This is a genomic window from Nonomuraea sp. NPDC048882 (assembly GCF_040649755.1).
Taxonomy (GTDB): Bacteria; Actinomycetota; Actinomycetes; order Streptosporangiales; family Streptosporangiaceae; genus Nonomuraea; species Nonomuraea maheshkhaliensis.
In genome coordinates this window covers 927,248-947,593 of the sequence record NZ_JBEZGB010000002.1, presented here as the reverse complement: position 1 = coordinate 947,593, position 20,346 = coordinate 927,248, and the positions used below count along the sequence as shown (strand labels likewise).

Genomic DNA, 20,346 nt, shown 5'->3' with positions numbered 1-20,346 from the left:
CGAACAAGACGGGCCAGCCGCCGCCCTCCAACTTCGACGGAAACACATGCCTTCCACACGCTCGCCCGTACCACCGAACAAGCTGGCCGAGGCCGTGCTCGCCGTCCTGGCCGGCACCCCCGCCAAAGTGGCCGCAGCCGCGATCAACACCCGCGCCGAGATCCTCAACGACGCCGTCGAGGCCTACCAAGCAGCCGGATACCAGGCTCTGGAGGCCCGCACGGCCGATCACGGCTGGTACAGCATCCGCACCCAGTTCGCCGGCTGGAACACCGCCGAGCAGGCCGCCGTAACCGACCTCGGCCCACGTCTGAACCACCTCCAAGAACGCAAGCTGATCGGCGAGTGGTGGTTCATCCGCAAGCACCCATGCTGGCGGCTCCGGCTACGCCCACTCAGCGGCCTCGTCCCCGAGGCGAAGGCGGCCGTCAACGCCGTGCTGAACGATCTGACCGTATCCGGGGTACTCACCCGCTGGTGGCCCGCCATCTACGAACCCGAAGACGCCTCGTTCGGCGGGCCGGTGGGGACCGAGATCGCCCACGCCCTGTTCAGCACCGACAGCCACCACATCCTCGCCTACCTGCGGCAGCCCTCACCGGACGTCAACCGCAAAGAGGTGTCGATTCTGCTCTGTGCCACCCTCCTGAGCGCCGCCGGACTGGACCGGTTCGAGCGTGGCAACCTATGGAACCGCGTTTCCGAGCTACGCCCTCTCCCCGCCAACACACCTCCCGATCGCCTGGAGGACTTGGTCGAGCGGATCCGCCCTCTGGTCGATTGCGATATCGGCTCGATCGCCCCAGACGGACCATGCGCCTTCGCCGTGCCCTGGGCGGCTGCCTTCCGTGACACCGGACAGCGCCTCGGCGAAGCCGCATCCTTCGGCCGTCTGGACCGAGGCATCCGCCACGTCATCACCCATCTGGTGATCTTCCACTGGAACCGTCTCGGCTTGCCCGCCACCACGCAGGGCATCCTCAGTCGCGCCGCCTCCAAGACGCTCCTCCCCACCGGGCGGTAGGGGCAGGTGCAGCGCCGTGTGATCGACAGAGAAACACCAAATCGTCGATGGTCCACATCTTCTACCTGCAAGTTGCGTCGCCCATTGCTGGGTAGGGCGAGGTGTGTCAGTCATACACACACAGGAGCCATCATGAGATACGAGGTCCTCGCGGAGGCGCTGAAGGTACGCGGCACGGTAACCAGCGATGACAAGCTCAGCGACGCCAAAATCGGCCCGCCAGAGATGACCATGGCGATACCCCGCCCGCGAGGAATCATGCTGACCTCTTCCAGCGCGCGCATCTCAGGAGGCTCCCTGGACGGGGGCTTCCTCGTCAGAACCACCGAGGAGCCCTTCGGCAGGGAAGGGTCCGGCGAACCCAGCGTCTACCTAACCGGCTACGACAATGCTGAAGACGCATTCCTCGACGTCCAACGCGTCATCGTCTCGACGGCCATCAGAGACGACATCATCGAGGCCATCTCCGGTTGGGGACCCGACGCCGTCGTCGTCCTTCCTGGAGCCTTCGGCGGCAGCGTGATCGTCCGTATCGACTCGCCCTATGGGGATCCATCGAACGCGGGGCTCTACCCCGTCGTAGATCTGGCCCCCGAAGACATTCAGAACACCGGCGACGCCTTCGCCGAAGCGATCGATCAACTGATCGCCGATCTCGCCGAACGAGCCGACACCTTCAGCAAGGCCGACCTGGAGGACAAAGCAGAGATCCTCCGCGCACTCGCCCTCCCCTGGCTTCGCAAGGAAGCCGCCCAACATCGCGCGATGACGGCCCGCCAGCATTTCCTGAACTCCGCCCACGCTTCCGCCGGCCTCATCGGCCCCAACCAGCTGATCACCATGGCCGAGCTTGCCAGGAATCTCTACACCGACCGCGGCAACCTCACTAGAGCCATCAACCGCGCTCTTCAAGACAAATGAGGGATCCCAGTGTCCGATGTGAGGTGGCTAGAAGATTCCGGACAGCCAGCTACATAAGCTGACAGCGGTCTGGAAGAGGTAGGTACGTGACGAGGCGTCGCAGGCAGTTCTCGCCGGAGTTCAAGGAAGAAGCCGTCCGCGGCACCGGGAGGCCAGGACGACCACGACGCCTTCGGCTTCCCTGAGCGGCGCCTGCTCCTCTACATGAGCGGCGTCTTCACCCACCTCGGCCAGCGCGCAAAGGCCCGGGCAGCCCAGCAGCGCACACTCGAACTCTACGGCGACGACCCGTGCATCGACCCTGCCCTGCTACACCTCGAGGAAGCGATCTGCCTCGCCCAGGGTCACTGCCTCGACGACGCCTGCCAGCTGGCCATCAGCGTATATCTCAGCGTCCCGGCCGGACACCGGACCCGTATCCTGGACGTCCGCGCCCATGACGTCATCGTCGCCATCCCCGCCCGCCTGCGCGCGACCCGACCAGCACGAGAGTTGAACGAAGTGCTGGCGCTGCCCCCGACCAAGGTGTGAGCCTGGCAAGCATGAATGGCGTCCCCGTCCACGGCGGCTTCACCGAAGACCAGCTGTCCGACCTGCTCCGACGCGCGTGCAAGACCGTCGGATTGCGCCGAACCCGACTGGTCCGGACTCCGACGGGGTTTCCACGTTCCACGCACACGAGATGCGGCCGGGGAGGGCGCCTCCCTAAACCCCGAGGCCAGCGGTGTTCACACGACCAGCCAAGGTCATCCGGTCGCCGCTTGCCGCCTCTTCCAGCGGCCAGGCCCTGCCACCCTGGTCATCATCCCGTCTGCCAAGGCTGAAGATCACGAGGCTTCATCAGGAGGTTCACTCGCGTTCACCCGTCCGGCCTTCCCCTTGCCCGGTCGTTCCCCCGGACGGAACAGGGGCCCTTGGGCGTCTTCCCCGAGCTCCGTACCCCCAGCACACAAGACCTGCGGGCGCACGTCGGGGCGAGGACCGATCTCGAACACTGATCGGGAACTACACACCCGGCATAACCGGCCTCCAATCTGCGTGTTCACTCGTCATGCGCGACCTCGTGTCGCACTCCCTGGATCTTCGTATGGCCGAACCCGGAGCCCTGCTTGCCGTAGCCGTAGGTGCGCCGCTGCATCGAGTCGATGTAGAAAGGCCAGCACCTCTTTGCCGGGCAGCACCGGGGTGCAGGTGGCCGGCGCGGCCGGCACCTGGCGGGCGACCTTGTCCAGCTGGCGAACGTTACCCAAGGTCAAGGCGCGCAGGAACGAGCCCAGCGTGGACGACGCGTTGGCCGCTGGCGGCGTGGGAGAATCGCACTTACGAGGTGCCCTTCTGAACTGGCTGATTGAAGCGCAGAGAACTCCAATCTTCCCGGGCCAGGCGGCGCCTCGCCACATTTCGCGGCATGCGCATCAGATTTCAAGCTGTGGATTCAGGCTGAAACAAGTATCGCCACCAGGCTAAAGATTGGGTGTACCTGACCGCGACCTCAGAGCCTGCTGCATCGCCATAGCGAACGCCCTCCCAAATCTTTTCACACGCCCTCAACACCACCCCGCGGGATATAGCCGCGACGCGGGTCGGGGTATCCATCCGGAAGAGCACTGTAGCTGGTGCATGATCTCACGAATGGTAACGGACTAAGCAGGAGAGCAAGAAAGGAAATGTTTACGTGCGAATAGGACTCTGGCGGTGACGATCACGCCAGGTCGGCAGACCCCAGTCAAAGCCGGACGTTAGTTGGGAGCCGGGCCACGCCGTAGGGGAAGCACTCAAGCCTTGGTAGCGTCGTCGAGAGACAATCGAGTTGGACGCGCTGCTGAAGTGAGCGAACGCGCACCACTGGCAGGCCAGTGGCACACGTTGGTTGCCGCTGGTGGTAGAACACCATCTTCGCGATGCCTATACGGAGCACCTCAGCACTGCCACAAGAAGCGCCCTTCCTCCTCGTCCGCGCTAAGAAAGCCGTAACCGATGCCTCCATCGCCGAAATTCACTTCGTACACGCCCTCCATTGAGGATTCAAGTTGGAAAAAGAACGACCATGGGCCTCCAGGCGGGTACTGCCGATGCTGCAGCCACACGGGCTCCCCCAAGAGATGGGATTCCCACCGTTCTAGCTCTGCTTGTTCAACCTCTTCCAGATCGATGAGAAGCTCGGGGCCGACCAAGGAGTCGCCGACGGCGACGGGAATCGTCTCGATGAAGCTCGGTACACGGCCGGGCTGGACGATGAGAGCATTCTCACCAGCATCAGGTTCGAAGGTCAGCTCACATTGGACGCCCATGAAGAGATAGGCCATGCGAAGCCGTTCGCCGGGCAACCTGAACTGACCGATGAAACCCATCGGCCGCTCATGCCGGTAGCAGAGCGGCCATTGCGGGGCCTCCAGCCAGACGGGATCCCCACCGAGCTTCGGCAAGAAGTCATCGATGGGCTCCCGCCCGGTGCTGAAGGTCATAGCGTACGCAAGCCCGTCGTTTTCGCCGATCATGGCAACATCATAGGCGAGACGGGGTCAGGTCAGTTCACGACTTTGACCGTAAACGCGTTATAGCGATTGGGCACATTTTTTCCATCTACGCTGGATCCTAGTATTCGATTTTGATTGAAGAAGCTAGGAAGCGCTCCTCCCACGCTTCGGTTGTGTGCCCGATCGACGTATCTGACGGCGAAGTTGCGCGCCTTGCCGCTAATCGACGATGATCCTTCGAGTGTTGTCGCGAAGGGATATTCGTCGCAGTCGAGCTCCTGCTTCTCCGGATTAACACCCGGCCATCTGGCGTAGCACCAACTTCCGGAGTCCTCCCGGTTGCTCAGGTTGATCTCCTTGCTGGCAGTGCGGTGGATCTCGGTGCCGCTGCTATATTCGCCGGGGATCACCTTTCTCCCGTCGTGCTTCGTCGGCCACGTGCTATCCGGTCTCTCGAAAGCGTCGTCGATCAGCGCCGTAGACTCGTTCTGAACTGCTGCGCCACCCTCATAGCCCCAGATCCGATGTACGACGTAGGAAGATTTCTTTCTGAAAACGCATCCGCCGTACCGCTTCGCCAGGTCCTCGGAGGTGTCGCATCGCACCGGCTCTTTGGCCATGTTGGTGGGCATGTTACCGGTCTTGCCTGGCGTCTCGAGACGCAGTTGCGGGGACAGTGTGCAGATCCCAAGATTGTGCGGACTAGAACTCGCCGCCTTATCGGAGAAGAACGACATAGTAACCTGCGGGACCGCTCGCCAATTCGCGATGGTGGCCCGCTTACCTGCGGGGTTATTCGCTTTACAGGCGCCTGCGGAAGGGGAGCCTGTACCTTGGACATTTGCGGTTATGGTGACATTGTTCTCCGTGAAGTACGGCTTGCCACCCAGCGCGATCAAGTCTTGGGTGATGCGCGGATAATCTATACGAGCCCAGGCGTAAATGGTACGACTGTCCACCCCGCTGTCCTTGTCGATTTCCGCGTAGGGCCCCGGCTTTTTATCGATCACCTTAGCGCCACCAGACAATGTCTTGCCCGCTACGCTGAATAGAAACTCGACCTGGCCGACGATTTCTTTCTTGTATACGCCGTTACGGTAGACCTTCTTTTCCAGTGCCGAGCCCAGGACGCGCATGCTGCACCAGCTGTACATGTTCTTGATCCAGCCATGCTTGCGCCTCAGGGCCCCGGACAGTCGAACATTGTCGGCGCACTCCTGGAAATTCACATGGTTGTACGGGAACTCGAGTTCGTCGTCGTCCGCTTTCGCCGTCGTGACCGATGCCGGAGCGGTGCCGGGTTCGCGGACGGTGAGGTCCTTCCACTCCGACCATGCGCCTGCTCGGTCGTTCGCCGTAACCCGCATCCGCCAGACGACCTTCCAGCCGTCGGCGAGTTTGCCCTCCGGCACTCGGAAACGTGCCGTGGTGCCCGTCGTCACGTCCGTCTTGGCCAACCAGATGAGCCCACTACCTTGAGCGGTCCGATCAGGGGCGTGCCTGACCTCGACCTCAACGCTGGACCGCTGCGGTACCGCGCCGACTATCCGCGCGTGCAACTGTGGGGTGGCGCTCGATGTGACAGTGGCGCCATTTGCGGTGGTGAAGGGTCGTGCCCAAGCGACACCGACAGACGGAAGCAGCCCCGCCTCTGCTGATTTGTCGGACGCTCGCTTGTTGGGGGCCGACCAATCACCTTCGAACGACCACGAATAAGGCGCCATCAGGTTGCCCGTCGCATCTCGTGCGCCGCTCACCTCCGCTTCGTACCACCAATCGAGCGGCTCTTCCGGGGTGAATGTGAGTACCGTCCGTGCCGCATTTATCCGTACCGTTCCAGCAACCGGCCGTTCCTCAAGGATGTCCGTGAGTGTGAACTCAGCGTCCGCAACCGGTTCGCTGAAGGTGACGCTCACCTGTTGATCAACAGGAACGCCTGTGGCCCCGTTCGAGGGATTTACCTCTACGACCGTGGGGGGCGTTGAGTCGGGTTCGGGATCGGGGGTGGGTGTCGGGTCGGAGCCCTCGGTATCCAGATAGGTGACCGTGAGGACCGGAGCGCGCTCCGCTCCGTCGACGGTCCTGGTGGACACGAAGCCGCGATCGTACGGAAGCGAGGTCGCGGACTCGTCCACCCCCCGCACCATCAGGCCGTATGCGGTCCCGCTAGAGGCCCAAGCCTGCACCGCCTGCGTAACCGGCCAGGTCCACAACACTCCGGACTCCGGATCTTCGTTGCACACCCCGGGTTCGCGGCTGACCACCGCATCGGTAGCGGCCGGTTGATTGCTCCATGTAAGTGCGCTTGGGTTCCAGGCACCAGTGATCCGGTGAGTCTGAAGGCCGGACCCGGCATCGCCGCAGCCGTACACCTCGGTGTTCCACATCTCCAGTTGAGCGCTGGTGATCTCCTTTCCGTTCAGAGCCGATGCGTCGAATGTCAGGTAGGTACGTTCGTAGATCATCAGACTGAAGTCACCGTAGGCACCGGTGTACAGCGTGTCATCAGTGAAGTCCTTGCCACCCATGCTGTCGATCCAGCCGTTAGCCTGAGCCGGCAACGAGATCGTCCGAGGGACCTGGGTCTCATGCCCTGAGGTGAATGACCACGTGAACGGAGCCGGCAACGCGTTACCCGCGTCGTCGACGACGCCGCTCACCTCGGCCGTGTAAACCGTCTCGGCCGACAATGCCGCAGCGGGCGTGAACGTGTACGTCGTCCTGCGCGAGTTCGCTGCGCTCACGCCCTGGACCTCCGCATTCGCAGCGTCCTTGAGCGTGATTCGTACCTCAGATACGGGCTCGCTGAAAGTCACGCTCACAGGGCTGGCGAGCGGAACGTCGATCGCCGCCTCTTGGGGTGTGGTGGAGCCGATGGCGGGTGGGATCGTGTCTGGTTCGGGGGCAAGTGCGAATAGCAGTTCGTCCATATACGTCACCGCATTCGCGGCCGGACCCGAACCAAGCGTCACCCTTAGTTGCGCGGTGGCTGCGTCCACCGGAGCCCGGTAGGAACGATTGCTACGCGACCAACCGCCTTGTCCCGGGGTGAGCCGGCTTGAACTGGTCGAAAGCAGCGTCCCTCCCGCGTTGAACCAGTCGATCCCGTACTCGATCTCAGCGGCGGCCTCGGGCTGGAGAAACCACCCCCTCAGCACGTATTCGGTGTCCGCTGTCACCTTTATGCCGCTTTCCGAACGGACCCGCACAGTTTCTGTTGCGCCATCGGATGACAGGACCGCCGAATAGTCGTGCTCGTGCGCCTCCGCCTGGGTTCGGGTGAGACTTCCGCCTTCAACGATCCAGGGCGCGAGTTCTGTCTCGAAGAAGGGGTTCGCGTTCAAAGACGACGGCCCAGGGGATGTCGGAGGCGGATCGTCCTCCTCCTCGACCGGCTCGATCTGGGAGCTGTCGACCTCGACGGGCAACTCCTCCGGGTCTTCGTCCGCGTACGACTCGTACTCTGCCAAGGAAATGGGCGAGGAGTCCGCTGGATTCGGCGTGAGCTCGATCTTGTTGGCCTCGACCTCCTCAACGGTTCGCGGCCCTCGCGTCGCACTACGGCGACACCTGGACGGATGGCCTGCTGCACCACTGGACAGAGGGCTGGCGGCCCGGCTCCTACGGCCTCGCCCAGGCACCGTTGGATTGGTTCGAAGATCTCCCACGCCTGTGTGCCGCGCTCTCGGCGGAGGGAGGCGCGTCCACCGCAGCCGCCCGCCGCATCATCGAAGTGTCATGGACGATGTTCGCGGGCCAGGTCACTCCAGCACTCGACGGGCCACTCACCTCCCGGCGGGAAGCATGGCTGACAGCCTTGGGGGCGCCGTGCTCCGGGATCATCGCGGCCGCGGCCGGGCTGGGATTGACGGGCGTTCTGAACAACGCCCACAAGCTCACGCGAACGGCCGCTGATCGGACGCACGCCCTGGCGATGGCGACGCTGCGTGCCGCTGGGACGCGCCGAGCGGGCTTCGACGAACTGGCCCTCAACTGTGCCGACCGAATCCGCGCATTACTGGCGCAGCCACAACGCGCGCCGGGCGACTTGTCGATCGAGCTGCCCACCGGATGCGCGTGCGAGCTGTGCGAGAGGCTCGGCGCGTTCCTCCGAGCCCCTGAGCGGCGTGGTGTCGACTGGCCGCTCGCGAAGGACAGGCGCAGGCACGTCCACGCCAGGATCGATGAGGCCGAGCTGCCTGTCCATCACGAGACCAGGCGGCAGGGCCGCCCGTACACCCTGGTACTGACCAAGTCAGAAGCCCTGTTCGAACGTGAGCGTCTCGCCCACGAGCGCCACCAAGCGGATCTGGCCTGGCTCACCGATGAGTGGAAGGTCTCCATCTGAACCGGCACGGATATCGTCAGGCCACATGAATGTGTGCACGGGAATGGGGATCGCGGCAGGCGACGGCCCGACCACCGTGTACGCGTTCATGCAGGCGATGGGGCTGATCAACGACCACGTCGAGGGGTGCGTTATCCGGGCCGAGGCTCACTCGGCCCACCAAGCGTTCGCCCGCCCCGGCTACCTCCCGAGATCAGCGGCAGGCCGGCTGCGGCACTGAAGCGCCTTCAAGTGCCACGAGGCTGTCCAGTAAGCGGCGCAGCATCATCGCTGAAGCCGACGACCGTGGTGGCCGTCTCCGGCGGCGAGTAATCGAAGGCCGACCCTGAGGCGCGTCGCCCGGTTGCACCGTGACGACGCCGGGCCTGAGCGGCACGGATCAGACTGCCGCCTGGTCCCGGGCCCACTTCTGGTCGGCCCAGGCCGGGTCCAGCGGGGTGTGCGCGAGGTGGTTGGTGTAGTTGGACAGGGTCTTCATGCCGACACCGAGCACGATGTCCAGCACGTGGCGGCGGGTGTGCCCGGCGGCCAGGAACGCCTCGATCTCGGCCTCTTCCACCCAGCCCCGCTGCGCCACCATCGCACGGGTCAGGCGGCGGACCGCCTCCAGCGCCTGGTTAGCGAGCGGCCGGCCCGCGCGCAGGGCCTCGACCACCTCGGCCGGCACCCGGGCACGCAGGGCCAGGGTGGAGTGCGCGGCCACGCAGTACTCGCAGCCGTTCTCGACGCTGGCCGTGATCAGCACCACCTGCTTGGCCGCCGCCGGGAGCGAGGACTTGCCGAACTGCTCGGCCAGCGCGTTGTAGCCGGCCAGCAGTTCCGGCGACTCGGCCATCACCCCGTTCAGCGTGGTCACGAACCCCATCCGCTTCTTGGCCGCCTCCAGCATCGGCCGGGCCGCCTCGGGGGCGTCACTCTCGTCGTAGGTACGGAAACCGCTCATCGTCTCTCCTCGGTGGTGGTGAAACCATCCAGTACGGCGCGCACGCCCGCCAGCAGAACGGCCGCCTCGGCGCCGGCACGTGAGCGCAGGTTGACCGCATAGGCCTGCAGGGTCAGCGCTTCAGCGGCATCCCCTAGCTTTAGGCCGGCCCGGAGCTGGCCTTTCGTCCGCGCCACTTCCAGCGCGGCGCGCATCGCCGCCCGCAGCGCGTCGTGGTGGCGGTCCAGAATCTCCCGGATCTCCGGCAGGCCACCGCTCGCCGTGGCGTGCGTGTTGGTGACCAGGCAGCCCCAGCGGGCGTGTTCGCCGCTGCACCGCGCCGCCACCAGCCGCTCGAAGAACGCGGCGATGGCCGGCACGCCCCGGGTGTCTCCGGCCAGAGCCTCGAACACCGGCCGCGACTGCCGCTCCAGATAGCGGCCGAGCGCGGCGGCCTGCAGCTGCGGTTTGCCACCGAAGGTCGCATACAGGCTGGAGCGGCTGAGCCCCGTCGCCTGGACGACGTCGGCGATGCCGGTGACCTCGGTCCCGCGCTGCCAGAACAGGCGTACGACCTGGTCGAGCGTGGTGTCGGGATCGAAGTGCTTGATGTCGGGCATCTCGCCACCTCCTATCTTGGAACGATTATTCCAAGATAGGAGGTGGCGAGATCAAGGGCAACCTTCTTCCCATCAACGAGCTCGATCGCCGCGGCGCGCCGTGCGCACCGCCAGCGCCGCCAGGACGAGCAGGATGAGCACGACCGCGATCGGCCCCGGACCGAGCCCACCCACCCAACCGGCGATGGTGGCCTGCACGGCGGTCGCCGCGCCCACGATCGGGTCGTCGGCATCGGCGCCCGCGAAGACGCGCAGCTCGTACCAGCCGTAATACAGGACGTACAGGCCGGCGAGGGTGAGCAGGGCGCCGCTGGCCCTGGACACATACGGCAGCAGCCGCCGCAACCGGGCCACGACGGCAGCACGGGCGAGCGCCACCGCCAGCGACAGGGCGGCGACGACCAGGCCCATGCCGAGCGCGTACGTGGCGAACGCCGCTACCCCGCCGACCAGCCCGCCGCCGGACAGCGCGGCGGAGGCGACCGCGAGGAACGGCCCGACCGTGCACGAAAGGGAGGCCAGCGCGTAGGACAGACCGTAGCCGTACAGCGACAGCGGCGAGGTGGTGGGGCGGCCGGTGGTCAGACCGGGCAGGCGCAGCAGCAGCTCACGGCCGGACAACAACCACAGGCCCAGCCCGACCAGCACCACCCCGATGACCAAGGTCGCCCATGGCAGATAGCCGCCCACCGATACCGCCAGCACGGTCACGACCAGCCCGAACAAGCCGAAGACGGTGACGAACCCGGCGGTCATCGCCGCCGACAGGAGCAACGCGCGGCGGATCGGACCCGCCCTGTCCTGGTCGTTGATCAGCAGCGTGAGGTAGGCGGGCAGCATGGCGAAGCCGCACGGGTTGAACGCGGCCACCATACCGGCGGACAGCGCCAGGGCCAGCGGCGCCTCGGCGACGCCCATTTCAACGGCGGACATGGGCGCGGCTACCGGCCGAGCAGCGTGCGAAGGTGCTCGTCCAGCTTGTCGCGGCCGAGCGGACCAGAGGCCTTCTGGGTGGAGCCGTCCGGCTCCATGAAAACAAACGTGGACTGCTCGCTGACGCCCAGCTTCGTCCACACCGCACCCTTGGCGTCCGACAGATGCACCAGATCGCCGGTCCCGGTGCGCTGGACGAACTCCTTCATCGCCGCCTCGGTGTCCAAGGAAGCGACTCCGACGAACGCGACGTCATCGTACTGGGCGGCGGCCGTCTTGACGGCGGGGGCCTCCGACAGGCACTTGGGACACCACGGCGCCCAGAACCAGAAGGCGATCGGCTTGCCCGCCAGACTCTCGCCCTGGAAGGTCTGCCCGTCCAGAGTGCGGGCGGAGAACCGCAGCGCGGCAGGCACCGCAGCCGTGCCCGCCGCCGGGGTCGTCTCCGCCGGAGAGGCCGGCGGAGACGACCCCGGCGCGGAGGTGACCGTGGTGGCCGTGGCCGCCGAAGGCCCGGTCTCATCCTGCCCTGCGGTGCCACACGCGGCGGCCAGCAGGACGAGCATCGCCATCGCGGCCGTGGTTCGCACGCTGCTCATACCGGTCACCCTAGAAGCGCTGTCCTGCGCCACTTCTTACAAGGCGATGACGGCGACGCTTTCACGAGTCTCAACGCTCTGGTACGACACCTTCGGACGCGCCGACGCGGCACGTCGCCCTCGATCGCCAACGGCGGGTGCAGCGCCGCGTCATCCATGGGACGGGGCGTCATTCACCCCGACGTGCGCGGAGAAGCGCCTGGCCGCCAAGGGCCCCTGCACTTCCACACCGAACCGGGCAACGACGTGCACCGCATCGTCCACGATCCCGTCTGCCCCCCGGCTCCCAATCCTGCCGACGGCACCGCCTTCCTCACAGGTTGGGCCGTCGGCCGGTTCATGCAGACGGGGAATCCGCATCCCCCGAACCCAGGAGCTGGTTTCCGACCCCGGCGTCGCCCGCAGAGCGGTCACGGCACGCGTGGAGTCGTAGACCCCCGCCATGTCGCGCAGCCTCTTGAAGGTTCTGAGGTCGAACCGGTGATCGGTGAGATTGTTGCCGGGGCGCCGGCGATGATGCCATCGAAGTCCTCAGGGAAGCGCTGGGCCCTCGCATCGATCATCTGCGTGAAAGGCCGACCGTGGCGGACGACATCACCAGGCTTGCCCGCTCCGTGATCTCTGCCGTCTCGAAAAGGCACAACCTCGATTCAGCCGGCATTGGGTGAACCTGGTTACTCCTGCGAGGTCAAGGCGCAAAGCCGTACTCCCACATCTTGACTGATTCGATGAATCTCTATTTAGATAGAAGTCTAATCAGCTCACTACGGAGGCTCCCATGAGCCAGCTCAATGAGGTGCAGGAAGAAGTGAGAGCCCGTTACGCCTCAGCCGCACGTGCCGTCACCGCCAACACATCCTCCGGCTGCTGTAGCAGCGGCTCCAGCTGCGATGTCGACGACAGTCAGGTCTTCGGCAGCGGCCTCTACGAGCCTGCCGAACGAGACGCCCTGCCCGGCGAAGCCGTCAGCGCCAGTCTCGGCTGCGGCAATCCCGTCGCCGTCGCCGACCTCCACGAGGGCGAAACCGTGCTCGACCTCGGCTCCGGCGGCGGGATCGACGTCCTGCTCTCCGCCCGACGCGTTGGTCTCGCGGGCAAGGCTTACGGCCTCGACATGACCGACGAGATGCTCGACCTGGCCAAGGCGAACGCAGCCAAGGCCGGGGCGACGAACGTCGAGTTCCTCAAGGGCACCATCGAGACGATCCCACTGCCTGACGCCACGGTCGACGTCATCATCTCCAACTGCGTGATCAACCTGTCCATCGACAAGCCGGCCGTCTTCGCCGAGACCTTCCGCGTCCTCAAGCCGGGTGGTCGCTTCGGCGTCTCTGACGTGGTCTCGGAAGACCACCTCACCTCGGCCGAACGTGCCGAGCGTGGCGACTACGCCGGCTGCATCGCGGGCGCGCTGTCCATGGCCGAGTATCGCGCGGGTCTGGCCGCCGCCGGCTTCACCGACATCGCCGTCACGCCTACGCATCAGGTCGCGGACGGCATGCACTCGGCGATCATCCGGGCAGCGAAGCCGCCCGCTGAGTGAAACGCCTGCTCGGCTTGATCGCTCCCGCCATACACTCTGGCCGGCGAGATCTTCGCCGGCTCGGGATGCCACGGAGCGTGCACGGGTACGCGAGATGGAACGTCGGATCGCGGAACTCGAGCAGGATAACGCCTTCTTGAAAACCTTCGGCTTCGCCGACCTGAAATCCTGGCGCGTCCTCACCAAGCTCCGCACGGACGCCACCCAGGCCACCACGCTGCTACGCGCCTGCTCGTCCTGACCAACAGCCAGATCACCCGGTGACAGATGCACCGCGGAGCCGGCGCAGGGCCCGGCGGGCGGCGAGGTCGGGGGCGAAGACGTCGGGGTCACCGGACGCTTCCGGGCCGTCCAGACTGCGCACCCGATCTCGATCCGCCGCGGCCCGACGAGCGCGCCGGACTCGCTATCGCAGGCGACCCACTTGTGCACGCCTTCGCTCTTGTCCGGGCCCATCGCGGCCGCGCACTCCTCGGGTCTCCTGGAGCGTCCCCCTGGCTCTTGCGCGAAACCGGGATCTCGATGCAGCCGGAACAGGGTCGGCGGCGCTGTCCGGACCGGCGGGACGAGACGCAGAGGCTCCGCGACACGCGTGCTGGACGGCTTCCCCAGCCTTGACGGAACCCCCTTCGTGAGGTTCCCTCCGGCTGGTGTACGCACTTCGAGGGGAGGCGCCCGGCGATGCCGTCGAACCTAGCGGGCGAGGTAGCCGCCGGCGGTGTCGAGGTCGTGGCCCACGACGGCGCTCGAGTCGTCCGAGGCGAGGAACATGACGACCCTGGCGATCTCCTCGGCGCTCACGATCCGCTTGATCGGGTAGTCCTGAGCGATCTGCTCGTACGTCAGCCCGAACGCCTCGGCCGCGCGCCGCAGCATGGGCGTGTCCACGGCGCCGGGTGCCAGCGCGTTCACCCGGATGCCGTCGGCCGCGTACTCCAGGCCCGCGACCTTCGTCAGCGACGCAACGGCGTGCTTGCTGGAGTTGTACGGCGCGATCGTGGCCCACCCGACCTCGGCCGACACCGACGCGGTGTTCACGATGGCGCCGCCGCCCCGCTCCAGCATCCTCGGGATCTCGTACTTCATGCCGAGGAAGACACCGGCGGCGTTGGTGCGCCACACGGCCTCCAGGTCGGCAAGCGTCTGCTCGTGCAGGCGGACCGCGCGGGGGCTCTCGATCCCGGCATTGTTGACGGCGATGTCAATCCGGCCGTGGCGGCGTACGCACGCCTCGACAAGGTCGCGCACCTGGTCCTCCTCGCGGACGTCGGCGCGCCGGAAGGTGGCCTTGCCACCCGTGGCCCGGATGCTCGCGGCGACCTGGCTTCCGAGCGTCTCGCGCCGGCCGCAGAAGAACACCGCCGCCCCCTCTGCCGCGAACGCGCGGGCGGTGGCCTCGCCGATGCCGGACGTGGCACCGGTGATCAGGACGACCTTGCCGGCGAACCGGTCCCGTGTCCGCTGGGCGGTGCCGGGCGTGGGTGCAGGAGTGGTGGCGGCCACGGCGGTGCCGGGCGCGAGGACGGTAGCGGCCACCGCGGTGGCGGCGAGGACGGTCCTTCTCGACAGCGCTGACTTGTGCGTGGTCATGCCGACAGGCAACCAGTCGGTGCGCGTCGCGGGCCAATACCTGTGCCCATACATTTCAGGCATGGACGTGGACACCCGGGTGCTGCGCTACTTCGTCACCGTTGCCGAGCGGCTGAGCTTCACGCAGGCGGCGAAGGAGCTGTTCGTCGCGCAGCCGTCGCTGTCCCGGCAGATCCGGCAACTGGAGGAGCGGCTCGGCGCCGATCTGTTCACCCGGCCCGAGGTCCGGCTCACCCCGGCCGGTGAGCAGTTGCTGACCGCGGCGCGCCGCCACCTCGCCGAGTGGCAGGAGACGACGAGGCTCGTACGGACCACTGCCGCGGCCGACCGCAACGTGCTGCGGGTCGGGTTCGTCGTCGCGGGCGGCGGCCCGCTCGCCCGGCGGGCCCGGACGGCTCTCACCACCTGCCATCCGGAGGCGACCGTCGAGCCGAAACGGTTCGAGTGGGCGGGTGAGACGCAGGCGCTGCGGGACGGGCAGGTGGACGTGGCCTTCGTGTGGCTGCCCGCCGACCTGATCGGGCTGTGCAGCGAGGTGGTCGCTACGGAGCCCAGATGCGTGGCGGTGGCCGCCACCCATCCGCTGGCCGAGCGGGAGTCAGTGGGCATAGCCGATCTGCGCGACGAGCCGATCGGGTGGACCCGGGTGGCGCCGGCCGAGTGGGTCGACTGGTGGGCGGTGAACCCCCGACCCGACGGGTCCGCGCCGGTGTGGGGGCCCAAGAACGACAACGTCGACGAGATGCTGGAGCACGTGGCCACGGGTGCGGCGGTGTGCATCGGCGTCCGCTCGATGGCCGAGTACTACGCGCACCCAGAGCTGAAGTGGCTGCCGATCACGGACATCGAGCCGCTCCGGATCGCGCTGGCCTGGCCCCCCGGCACGATCAACCCGCTGGTGGGCGAATTCGTCCGGATCGTACGCGAGGTGGCCACGGGCTGACCGATGCTCACCGGCACGGGGCTCGGCGAGTCATCAAGAGGCCGGCCGCATCGCCCGTGGACAAGCTCACCCCGGCAGATCATCTTCCAAGGGCCCGACTACCGGAACCCTCGTGTTTCGCAGTTTTGCAAAATCGATGTGCGTATCAGCGATGGCCGGTTTCAGGAGGTCTTCGCTGGTATGCCGGGCGGTAGTGGGTGCGAGGGAGGAGCATCGGCGGTGTCTGTAACACCCTGGTTCAAGGTGATCCGCCGATGCTCCCCGATGGCACGTCACCCTCGCTGGGCGCTGCTGGCGGCCCCCCGTGGCCGCAGGCGGGGGCGGGTGGTGTGGGGAACAAGGAGCGGAAGTTGTGGACCATCGGGTTCGGGTCGCCGGTGCGCCAGACCAGGTCCAGGGTGACGACCCGGGTCGGCGGCAACAGCGGCCGGAAAGCCACGTCGCCCCGCCGCAGCCGGGCCACCGACTCCGGCACGATGGACACGCCGATCCCCGCCGCCACCAGCCCGACGATGGTCTGCATCTGCACGGCCTCCTGCACGATCCTGGGCTCGAACCCGGCCGCCCTGGCCACGGCGATGATCCGGTCGAACAACGCGGACCCGTACCGCCTCGGGAACATCACGAACGGCTCGCCGGCCAGCGCCGCCGGCGGGATCGACGTGCTCGTGGCGTGCGGATGGCCGGCGGGCAGCGCGGCGAGCAGCAACTCGCGCGCCACGGTCCTGGTGGTCAGCACCTCGGCGGCGGGCCCCGCGAGCGGCGCGTGCAGGAGGCCGACGTCGAGCAGGCCCTGGCTCAGTTCCTCGGCCTGCTGGGCGGTAGGCAGCTCGCGCAGCTCCACCTGGACGCCCGGGTAGCGGGCGCGGAAGCGGCGCAGCACCCGCGGCAGGGTGAGGTTGGTCGCCGACCCGACGAACCCGATCACGAGCCGCCCCGCTTCTCCCCTGCCGACCCGCCTGGCCGATTCGGCGGCAAGCGCGGAGTGGGCCAGGCACGTGCGGGCCTCGGCGACGAACGCCTCGCCCGCGGGCGTGAGGCGCACCTGCCTGGTCGTGCGCTCGAACAGCCGCACGCCCAGCTCCTCCTCCAGCTTGCCGATCTGCTGGCTGAACGGCGGCTGCCGCACGCCCTCCCGTAGCGCGGCCCGGCCGAAGTTGAGCTCCTCGGCGAGAGCGACCGCGTAGCGCAGCTGCTGAAGATTCATATGCCATCGATATTAATCAACACGTATTTGCCTCTGGATCCGGCGTAAACGGAATCGGTGGCGAGGGTGGCGGTTATGAAGTCGATGATTGTCGGGCTCGCCCTCCTCAGCACGTTGCACCACGGCTGGGAGGACTTCAGGACCGAGCAGCCGCTGTACGTGTCTGGCACGGTGAGCGAGATCAGGTGGGGCAACCCGCACCCGGAGGTGCGACTGCGCGTGGCCGCCCCGGTGCGGTTGCCGTCCGGGCTCGCCAGGCGGTCCATCCCAGCCGAGCTGGAGGAGCTCGGCGGACGGGAGGTGCTGCGGCGCACCCAGGCGTTCGACGGGCGGGACGACGAGGTGGTGCTGATCCTCGCACCGGTGGAGCGACTGATGGCCTGGGGAATGCCGGACCGGGTGAAAGAGGGCGAGCGGCTGGAGGCGGTGGGGTACATCCATCGCGAGCATACGGAAGAGTTCCGGCCGGAGCTGCTGATCAGGCAGGACAGGCGGGCGATCAGGCAGCGCTCGGTCCCCCTCCCGGAGAACCCGCCCCCGGCCTCGCCCGGCTCCGAGACCGGACCCGCCGACGCCGCCCCCGCCGCCGCCCCCGCCGCCGGGTCCGCCGGCAGCACCGGCGCGGGGCCGCTGCCGTGGCTCGTCGGGGGCGGCCTCCTAGTCGGCGGCTGCACAGTCGTCGCGGTATTGGTGAGGAGGAGACGGGGTGGAGACGCTCACGTGGCTTGAGAGCACCTGGCTGGCGGAGTTCGTCAGGGAGACGCCGTGGGTGTACTCCTCGCTGGAGATCGTCCACCTCCTGGGGCTGGCGCTGCTGGTCGGCCCGGCCACCCTGTTCGACCTGCGACTGCTCGGCGCGGGGCAGGGCGCGATCTCGGTGTCGGCCGCGGCGCGGCACCTGCTGCCGGTGGCCCGCACCGGGTTCGCCGCCGCTGCGGCGTCCGGGGCGGCGATGTTCGCGGGCGGCGCCAGGGAGATCGCGGGCACCGGCGCCGCGCCGGTCAAGCTGGCCCTGCTCGGCGTCGCCGGGTTGAACGTGGCCCTGTTCCACCTCGGCGTCTATCGCCGTGTGGGCGCGTGGAACGGCGACCGCCGCGCACCGGCAGCGGCCAGGGCGGCGGGCGCCGTCTCGCTGGTCACGTGGACAGGGGTGCTCGCCTGCGGACGGCTGATCGCCTACACCTGACCCGTCATCCCGTCCCGGCCCCTGGCCAGGCCCACCAGCAGTGCTGCTCAGTAGCAGCAGTGCGGGCAAGGGCAGCAGGCACCGGATGACGGCGTACACCGTGGACAAGATCACGAAACCTGATCCCAGCCGACCCGAACCAGCCGCTCGGCGCCCTCGCCTCTTCCGTCCCACCGGACGAGGGCCTCTGCCCTGAAAGACTCCCCCCACAGGGCATCCCCGCCCACCACATCACCGAGCGGTTGGGCATGCCCGCTGTGCCGGGCGGGCCGCAACTCGTCTGGGGTGCCGACCGAACCACGAATGACCACGATCTGCCGGGGCGGGCGGTGGCACACAGATGCCCACGCGCGGCATCGCGCGGACGCCCGGCTTGCCGGCCGTCCCCGCGCGCGTTCATGCCGCCCTCGCCAGGACGGAAACGCTGAGGAAACGGCCGATGGCGCATGACTGGTCCTTTCGGCGAGGAAAGGATTCCATTCGTGAACCGTGCGACCGCGACCGGCGTGGCGCTGGGCGCTCTGCTGACGAGTTCCCTGGCCGGGACGGCGCCCGCCGTGGCCGAGACCCAGGACAGGCCGGCCCTCATCGTGTGGCAACAGTGCCCGGCGTACTCCGACGACGAGTTGCGCTCACGAGGGCTGAAAGAGAAGCAGTTCGCGACGTTCAGGCAGTTGCTCGGCCGCGCGGAGTGCGGCGCCCTGAGTGTTCCCCAGGACTACGCCGACCCCGGCGGCACACAGATCACCATCGCCCTGACCAGGCTCAAGGCCACCGACCAGAAGCGCAGGATCGGGAGCCTGGCGTTCAACCCGGGCGGGCCGGGCGGCAGCGGCTACCTGATGCCGATCGAGCTCGTCACGAAGGGCGTACCGCTGGACGAACGCCATGACCTGATCGGGTTCGACCCAAGGGGCGTCGGCCACAGCACCAAGACGGCCTGCGCCCTGAGCCCGGGCGAGCGCCAGATCGGACCGGTCACCGAGGAGCAGGCCAGAAGGGCCTACGACGAGACGGTCGCCAGGAACCAGGCGTGCGCCCGCTCGAGCCCCGCCTTCCTGAGGCAGCTCACCGCCGCGAACGCGGCCCGTGACCTCGACCGGCTCCGCGCCGCGCTCGGCGAGCCGAAGATCAGCTTCTACGGCATCTCCTGGGGGACCTGGCTCGGGGCCGTCCTGCGCAGCCTGTACGGCGACAAGGTGCACCGAATGTGGCTCGACAGCGTGGCGCCGCCCGATCGCGGCCGGGACCACGCTGCCGAGTTGCGCGCCGTGGCGAGCGACCGCGTCTTCCGGCGGATGACCGCCTGGATCGCCGAGCGCGACGACACCTACGGGCTGGGCACGTCCCGCGAGCAGGTGGTGTCGGCGCTGACGGCGATGCGGAAGTCGCTCGACGCCGAGCCGCTGACCTTCACCGACCCCGGCCTCACCGTGGATGGGGGCCAACTAGCCGAGGCCGCGGGCCGCTCCAGCGTGAGCTGGCCCGACGTCGCGCAGGCGTTCCAGGAATTGGCGGACGCGAAGGGGCCGACGGCGCCGCCGGCCGTCAGGAAGGTGTTCGGCGGCGGCTCGCGCAGCGACGGGTCCGACAGGACGGCGAACCTGGCCTACGTCTGCAACGAGGACTCGGGCTCGCGGGCTTTCGAGCCGGCGTGGAAGGCGTATCAGCAGCGCGTGCAGCGCTACCCGGTGACCGGCCGATCCAGCGCCTACGTGCCGACGTGCGCGGGCTGGCCGCCAGTGGTGGACGAGACCTCTGTCAAGCGCGGGGGCGGCTCGCTGATGTTGTCGGGCCACCGGTACGAGACCCTGGCGCCGTATGAGGGGACGCTGGACATGCACGAGACCATCGGCGGAACCCTGGTGACCATCGACGACGACGTGCACGGCTCCGCGGCCCGGGTGCCCGGCTGCATCACCAAGATCGTCGACTACTTCGAGACCGGGCGGCGTACCAGCACCTGCCCAGGCTCGCCGCTCCCCTCCTGACGGGAACGGACGAAGATAGGGCCCGGCGCCATCCGCCGATGG

19 protein-coding genes are annotated in these 20,346 nt (G+C 67.5%); 11 read left to right on the top strand and 8 right to left on the bottom strand.

Annotated elements, in window-relative coordinates; genetic code table 11:
- The first annotated feature begins 46 nt into the window (after positions 1 to 46).
- From AB0C27_RS09830 to AB0C27_RS09820, 3 genes are all read left to right on the top strand, one after another.
- The gene (locus AB0C27_RS09830) at positions 47 to 1,024 is read left to right on the top strand and encodes a thiopeptide-type bacteriocin biosynthesis protein (protein WP_357840457.1); all 978 of its coding nucleotides are present in this window, start codon (positions 47 to 49) and stop codon (positions 1,022 to 1,024) included.
- Between the two features lie 132 nt (positions 1,025 to 1,156).
- Entirely contained in the window at positions 1,157 to 1,945 is a 789-nt protein-coding gene (locus tag AB0C27_RS09825) for a hypothetical protein (RefSeq protein WP_357840455.1), read from the top strand.
- 204 nt (positions 1,946 to 2,149) lie between these two features.
- Positions 2,150 to 2,476, top strand: a complete 327-nt coding sequence (locus AB0C27_RS09820; protein ID WP_357840452.1) for a hypothetical protein — start codon at positions 2,150 to 2,152, stop codon at positions 2,474 to 2,476.
- 1,388 nt (positions 2,477 to 3,864) lie between these two features.
- Here AB0C27_RS09820 and AB0C27_RS09815 read toward each other — a convergent pair.
- Together AB0C27_RS09815 and AB0C27_RS09810 are read right to left on the bottom strand one after the other, a co-directional pair.
- Positions 3,865 to 4,443 (bottom strand): hypothetical protein, encoded by a 579-nt coding sequence (locus AB0C27_RS09815; protein WP_357840449.1) that lies wholly within the window; start codon positions 4,441 to 4,443, stop codon positions 3,865 to 3,867.
- 29 nt (positions 4,444 to 4,472) lie between these two features.
- Positions 4,473 to 7,892: an Ig-like domain-containing protein gene (locus AB0C27_RS09810; RefSeq protein ID WP_357840446.1), complete on the bottom strand. Its 3,420-nt coding sequence runs from the start codon at positions 7,890 to 7,892 to the stop codon at positions 4,473 to 4,475.
- 173 nt (positions 7,893 to 8,065) lie between these two features.
- On the opposite strand from AB0C27_RS09810, the gene AB0C27_RS09805 reads away from it, so the two are divergent.
- Positions 8,066 to 8,770, top strand: coding sequence for a hypothetical protein (locus tag AB0C27_RS09805; RefSeq protein ID WP_357840443.1), 705 nt, complete (start codon positions 8,066 to 8,068; stop codon positions 8,768 to 8,770).
- Positions 8,771 to 8,795: 25 nt separating this feature from the next.
- Complete coding sequence (locus tag AB0C27_RS09800; protein WP_357840440.1) at positions 8,796 to 8,990, top strand: DNA-3-methyladenine glycosylase I; 195 nt, start codon at positions 8,796 to 8,798, stop codon at positions 8,988 to 8,990.
- A gap of 159 nt (positions 8,991 to 9,149) precedes the next feature.
- Here AB0C27_RS09800 and AB0C27_RS09795 read toward each other — a convergent pair whose 3' ends face one another.
- The 4 genes from AB0C27_RS09795 to AB0C27_RS09780 all read right to left on the bottom strand — a co-directional run bounded on the left by AB0C27_RS09795 (position 9,150) and on the right by AB0C27_RS09780 (position 11,844).
- Entirely contained in the window at positions 9,150 to 9,713 is a 564-nt protein-coding gene (locus AB0C27_RS09795; protein WP_357840438.1) for a carboxymuconolactone decarboxylase family protein, read from the bottom strand.
- Positions 9,710 to 10,312 (bottom strand): helix-turn-helix domain-containing protein, encoded by a 603-nt coding sequence (locus AB0C27_RS09790; RefSeq protein ID WP_357840436.1) that lies wholly within the window; start codon positions 10,310 to 10,312, stop codon positions 9,710 to 9,712. Before AB0C27_RS09790 ends, AB0C27_RS09795 begins: the two co-directional genes overlap by 4 nt.
- A 72-nt stretch (positions 10,313 to 10,384) precedes the next feature.
- Positions 10,385 to 11,245, bottom strand: a complete 861-nt coding sequence (locus AB0C27_RS09785; RefSeq protein WP_357840435.1) for a cytochrome c biogenesis protein CcdA — start codon at positions 11,243 to 11,245, stop codon at positions 10,385 to 10,387.
- Positions 11,246 to 11,253: 8 nt separating this feature from the next.
- Entirely contained in the window at positions 11,254 to 11,844 is a 591-nt protein-coding gene (locus AB0C27_RS09780; RefSeq protein WP_357840432.1) for a redoxin domain-containing protein, read from the bottom strand.
- A 778-nt stretch (positions 11,845 to 12,622) separates the two neighbouring features.
- Here AB0C27_RS09780 and arsM point away from each other — a divergent pair.
- Both arsM and AB0C27_RS09770 read left to right on the top strand, forming a co-directional pair.
- A complete protein-coding gene (gene arsM, locus AB0C27_RS09775) occupies positions 12,623 to 13,387 on the top strand; it encodes an arsenite methyltransferase (RefSeq protein ID WP_357840429.1) in 765 nt (254 codons plus the stop codon).
- Between the two features lie 94 nt (positions 13,388 to 13,481).
- Complete coding sequence (locus AB0C27_RS09770; RefSeq protein ID WP_357840426.1) at positions 13,482 to 13,628, top strand: hypothetical protein; 147 nt, start codon at positions 13,482 to 13,484, stop codon at positions 13,626 to 13,628.
- Positions 13,629 to 14,080: 452 nt separating this feature from the next.
- On the opposite strand, the gene AB0C27_RS09765 is transcribed toward AB0C27_RS09770, so the two are convergent.
- A complete protein-coding gene (locus AB0C27_RS09765; RefSeq protein WP_357840423.1) occupies positions 14,081 to 14,977 on the bottom strand; it encodes an SDR family oxidoreductase in 897 nt (298 codons plus the stop codon).
- A gap of 61 nt (positions 14,978 to 15,038) precedes the next feature.
- Between AB0C27_RS09765 and AB0C27_RS09760 the strand changes: the two genes are divergently transcribed.
- The gene (locus AB0C27_RS09760; protein WP_357840420.1) at positions 15,039 to 15,920 is read left to right on the top strand and encodes a LysR family transcriptional regulator; all 882 of its coding nucleotides are present in this window, start codon (positions 15,039 to 15,041) and stop codon (positions 15,918 to 15,920) included.
- A 238-nt stretch (positions 15,921 to 16,158) separates the two neighbouring features.
- On the opposite strand, the gene AB0C27_RS09755 is transcribed toward AB0C27_RS09760, so the two are convergent.
- Positions 16,159 to 17,127 (bottom strand): LysR family transcriptional regulator, encoded by a 969-nt coding sequence (locus tag AB0C27_RS09755; protein WP_357840417.1) that lies wholly within the window; start codon positions 17,125 to 17,127, stop codon positions 16,159 to 16,161.
- A gap of 75 nt (positions 17,128 to 17,202) precedes the next feature.
- Here AB0C27_RS09755 and AB0C27_RS09750 point away from each other — a divergent pair, with 75 nt between their 5' ends.
- The 3 genes from AB0C27_RS09750 (at position 17,203) to AB0C27_RS09740 (ending at position 20,304) form a co-directional block, all read left to right on the top strand.
- A complete protein-coding gene (locus AB0C27_RS09750; RefSeq protein ID WP_357840414.1) occupies positions 17,203 to 17,856 on the top strand; it encodes a hypothetical protein in 654 nt (217 codons plus the stop codon).
- Positions 17,834 to 18,313 (top strand): hypothetical protein, encoded by a 480-nt coding sequence (locus tag AB0C27_RS09745; protein WP_357840411.1) that lies wholly within the window; start codon positions 17,834 to 17,836, stop codon positions 18,311 to 18,313. Before AB0C27_RS09750 ends, AB0C27_RS09745 begins: the two co-directional genes overlap by 23 nt.
- A gap of 482 nt (positions 18,314 to 18,795) precedes the next feature.
- Positions 18,796 to 20,304: an alpha/beta fold hydrolase gene (locus tag AB0C27_RS09740; RefSeq protein WP_357840409.1), complete on the top strand. Its 1,509-nt coding sequence runs from the start codon at positions 18,796 to 18,798 to the stop codon at positions 20,302 to 20,304.
- Positions 20,305 to 20,346 lie beyond the last annotated feature (42 nt).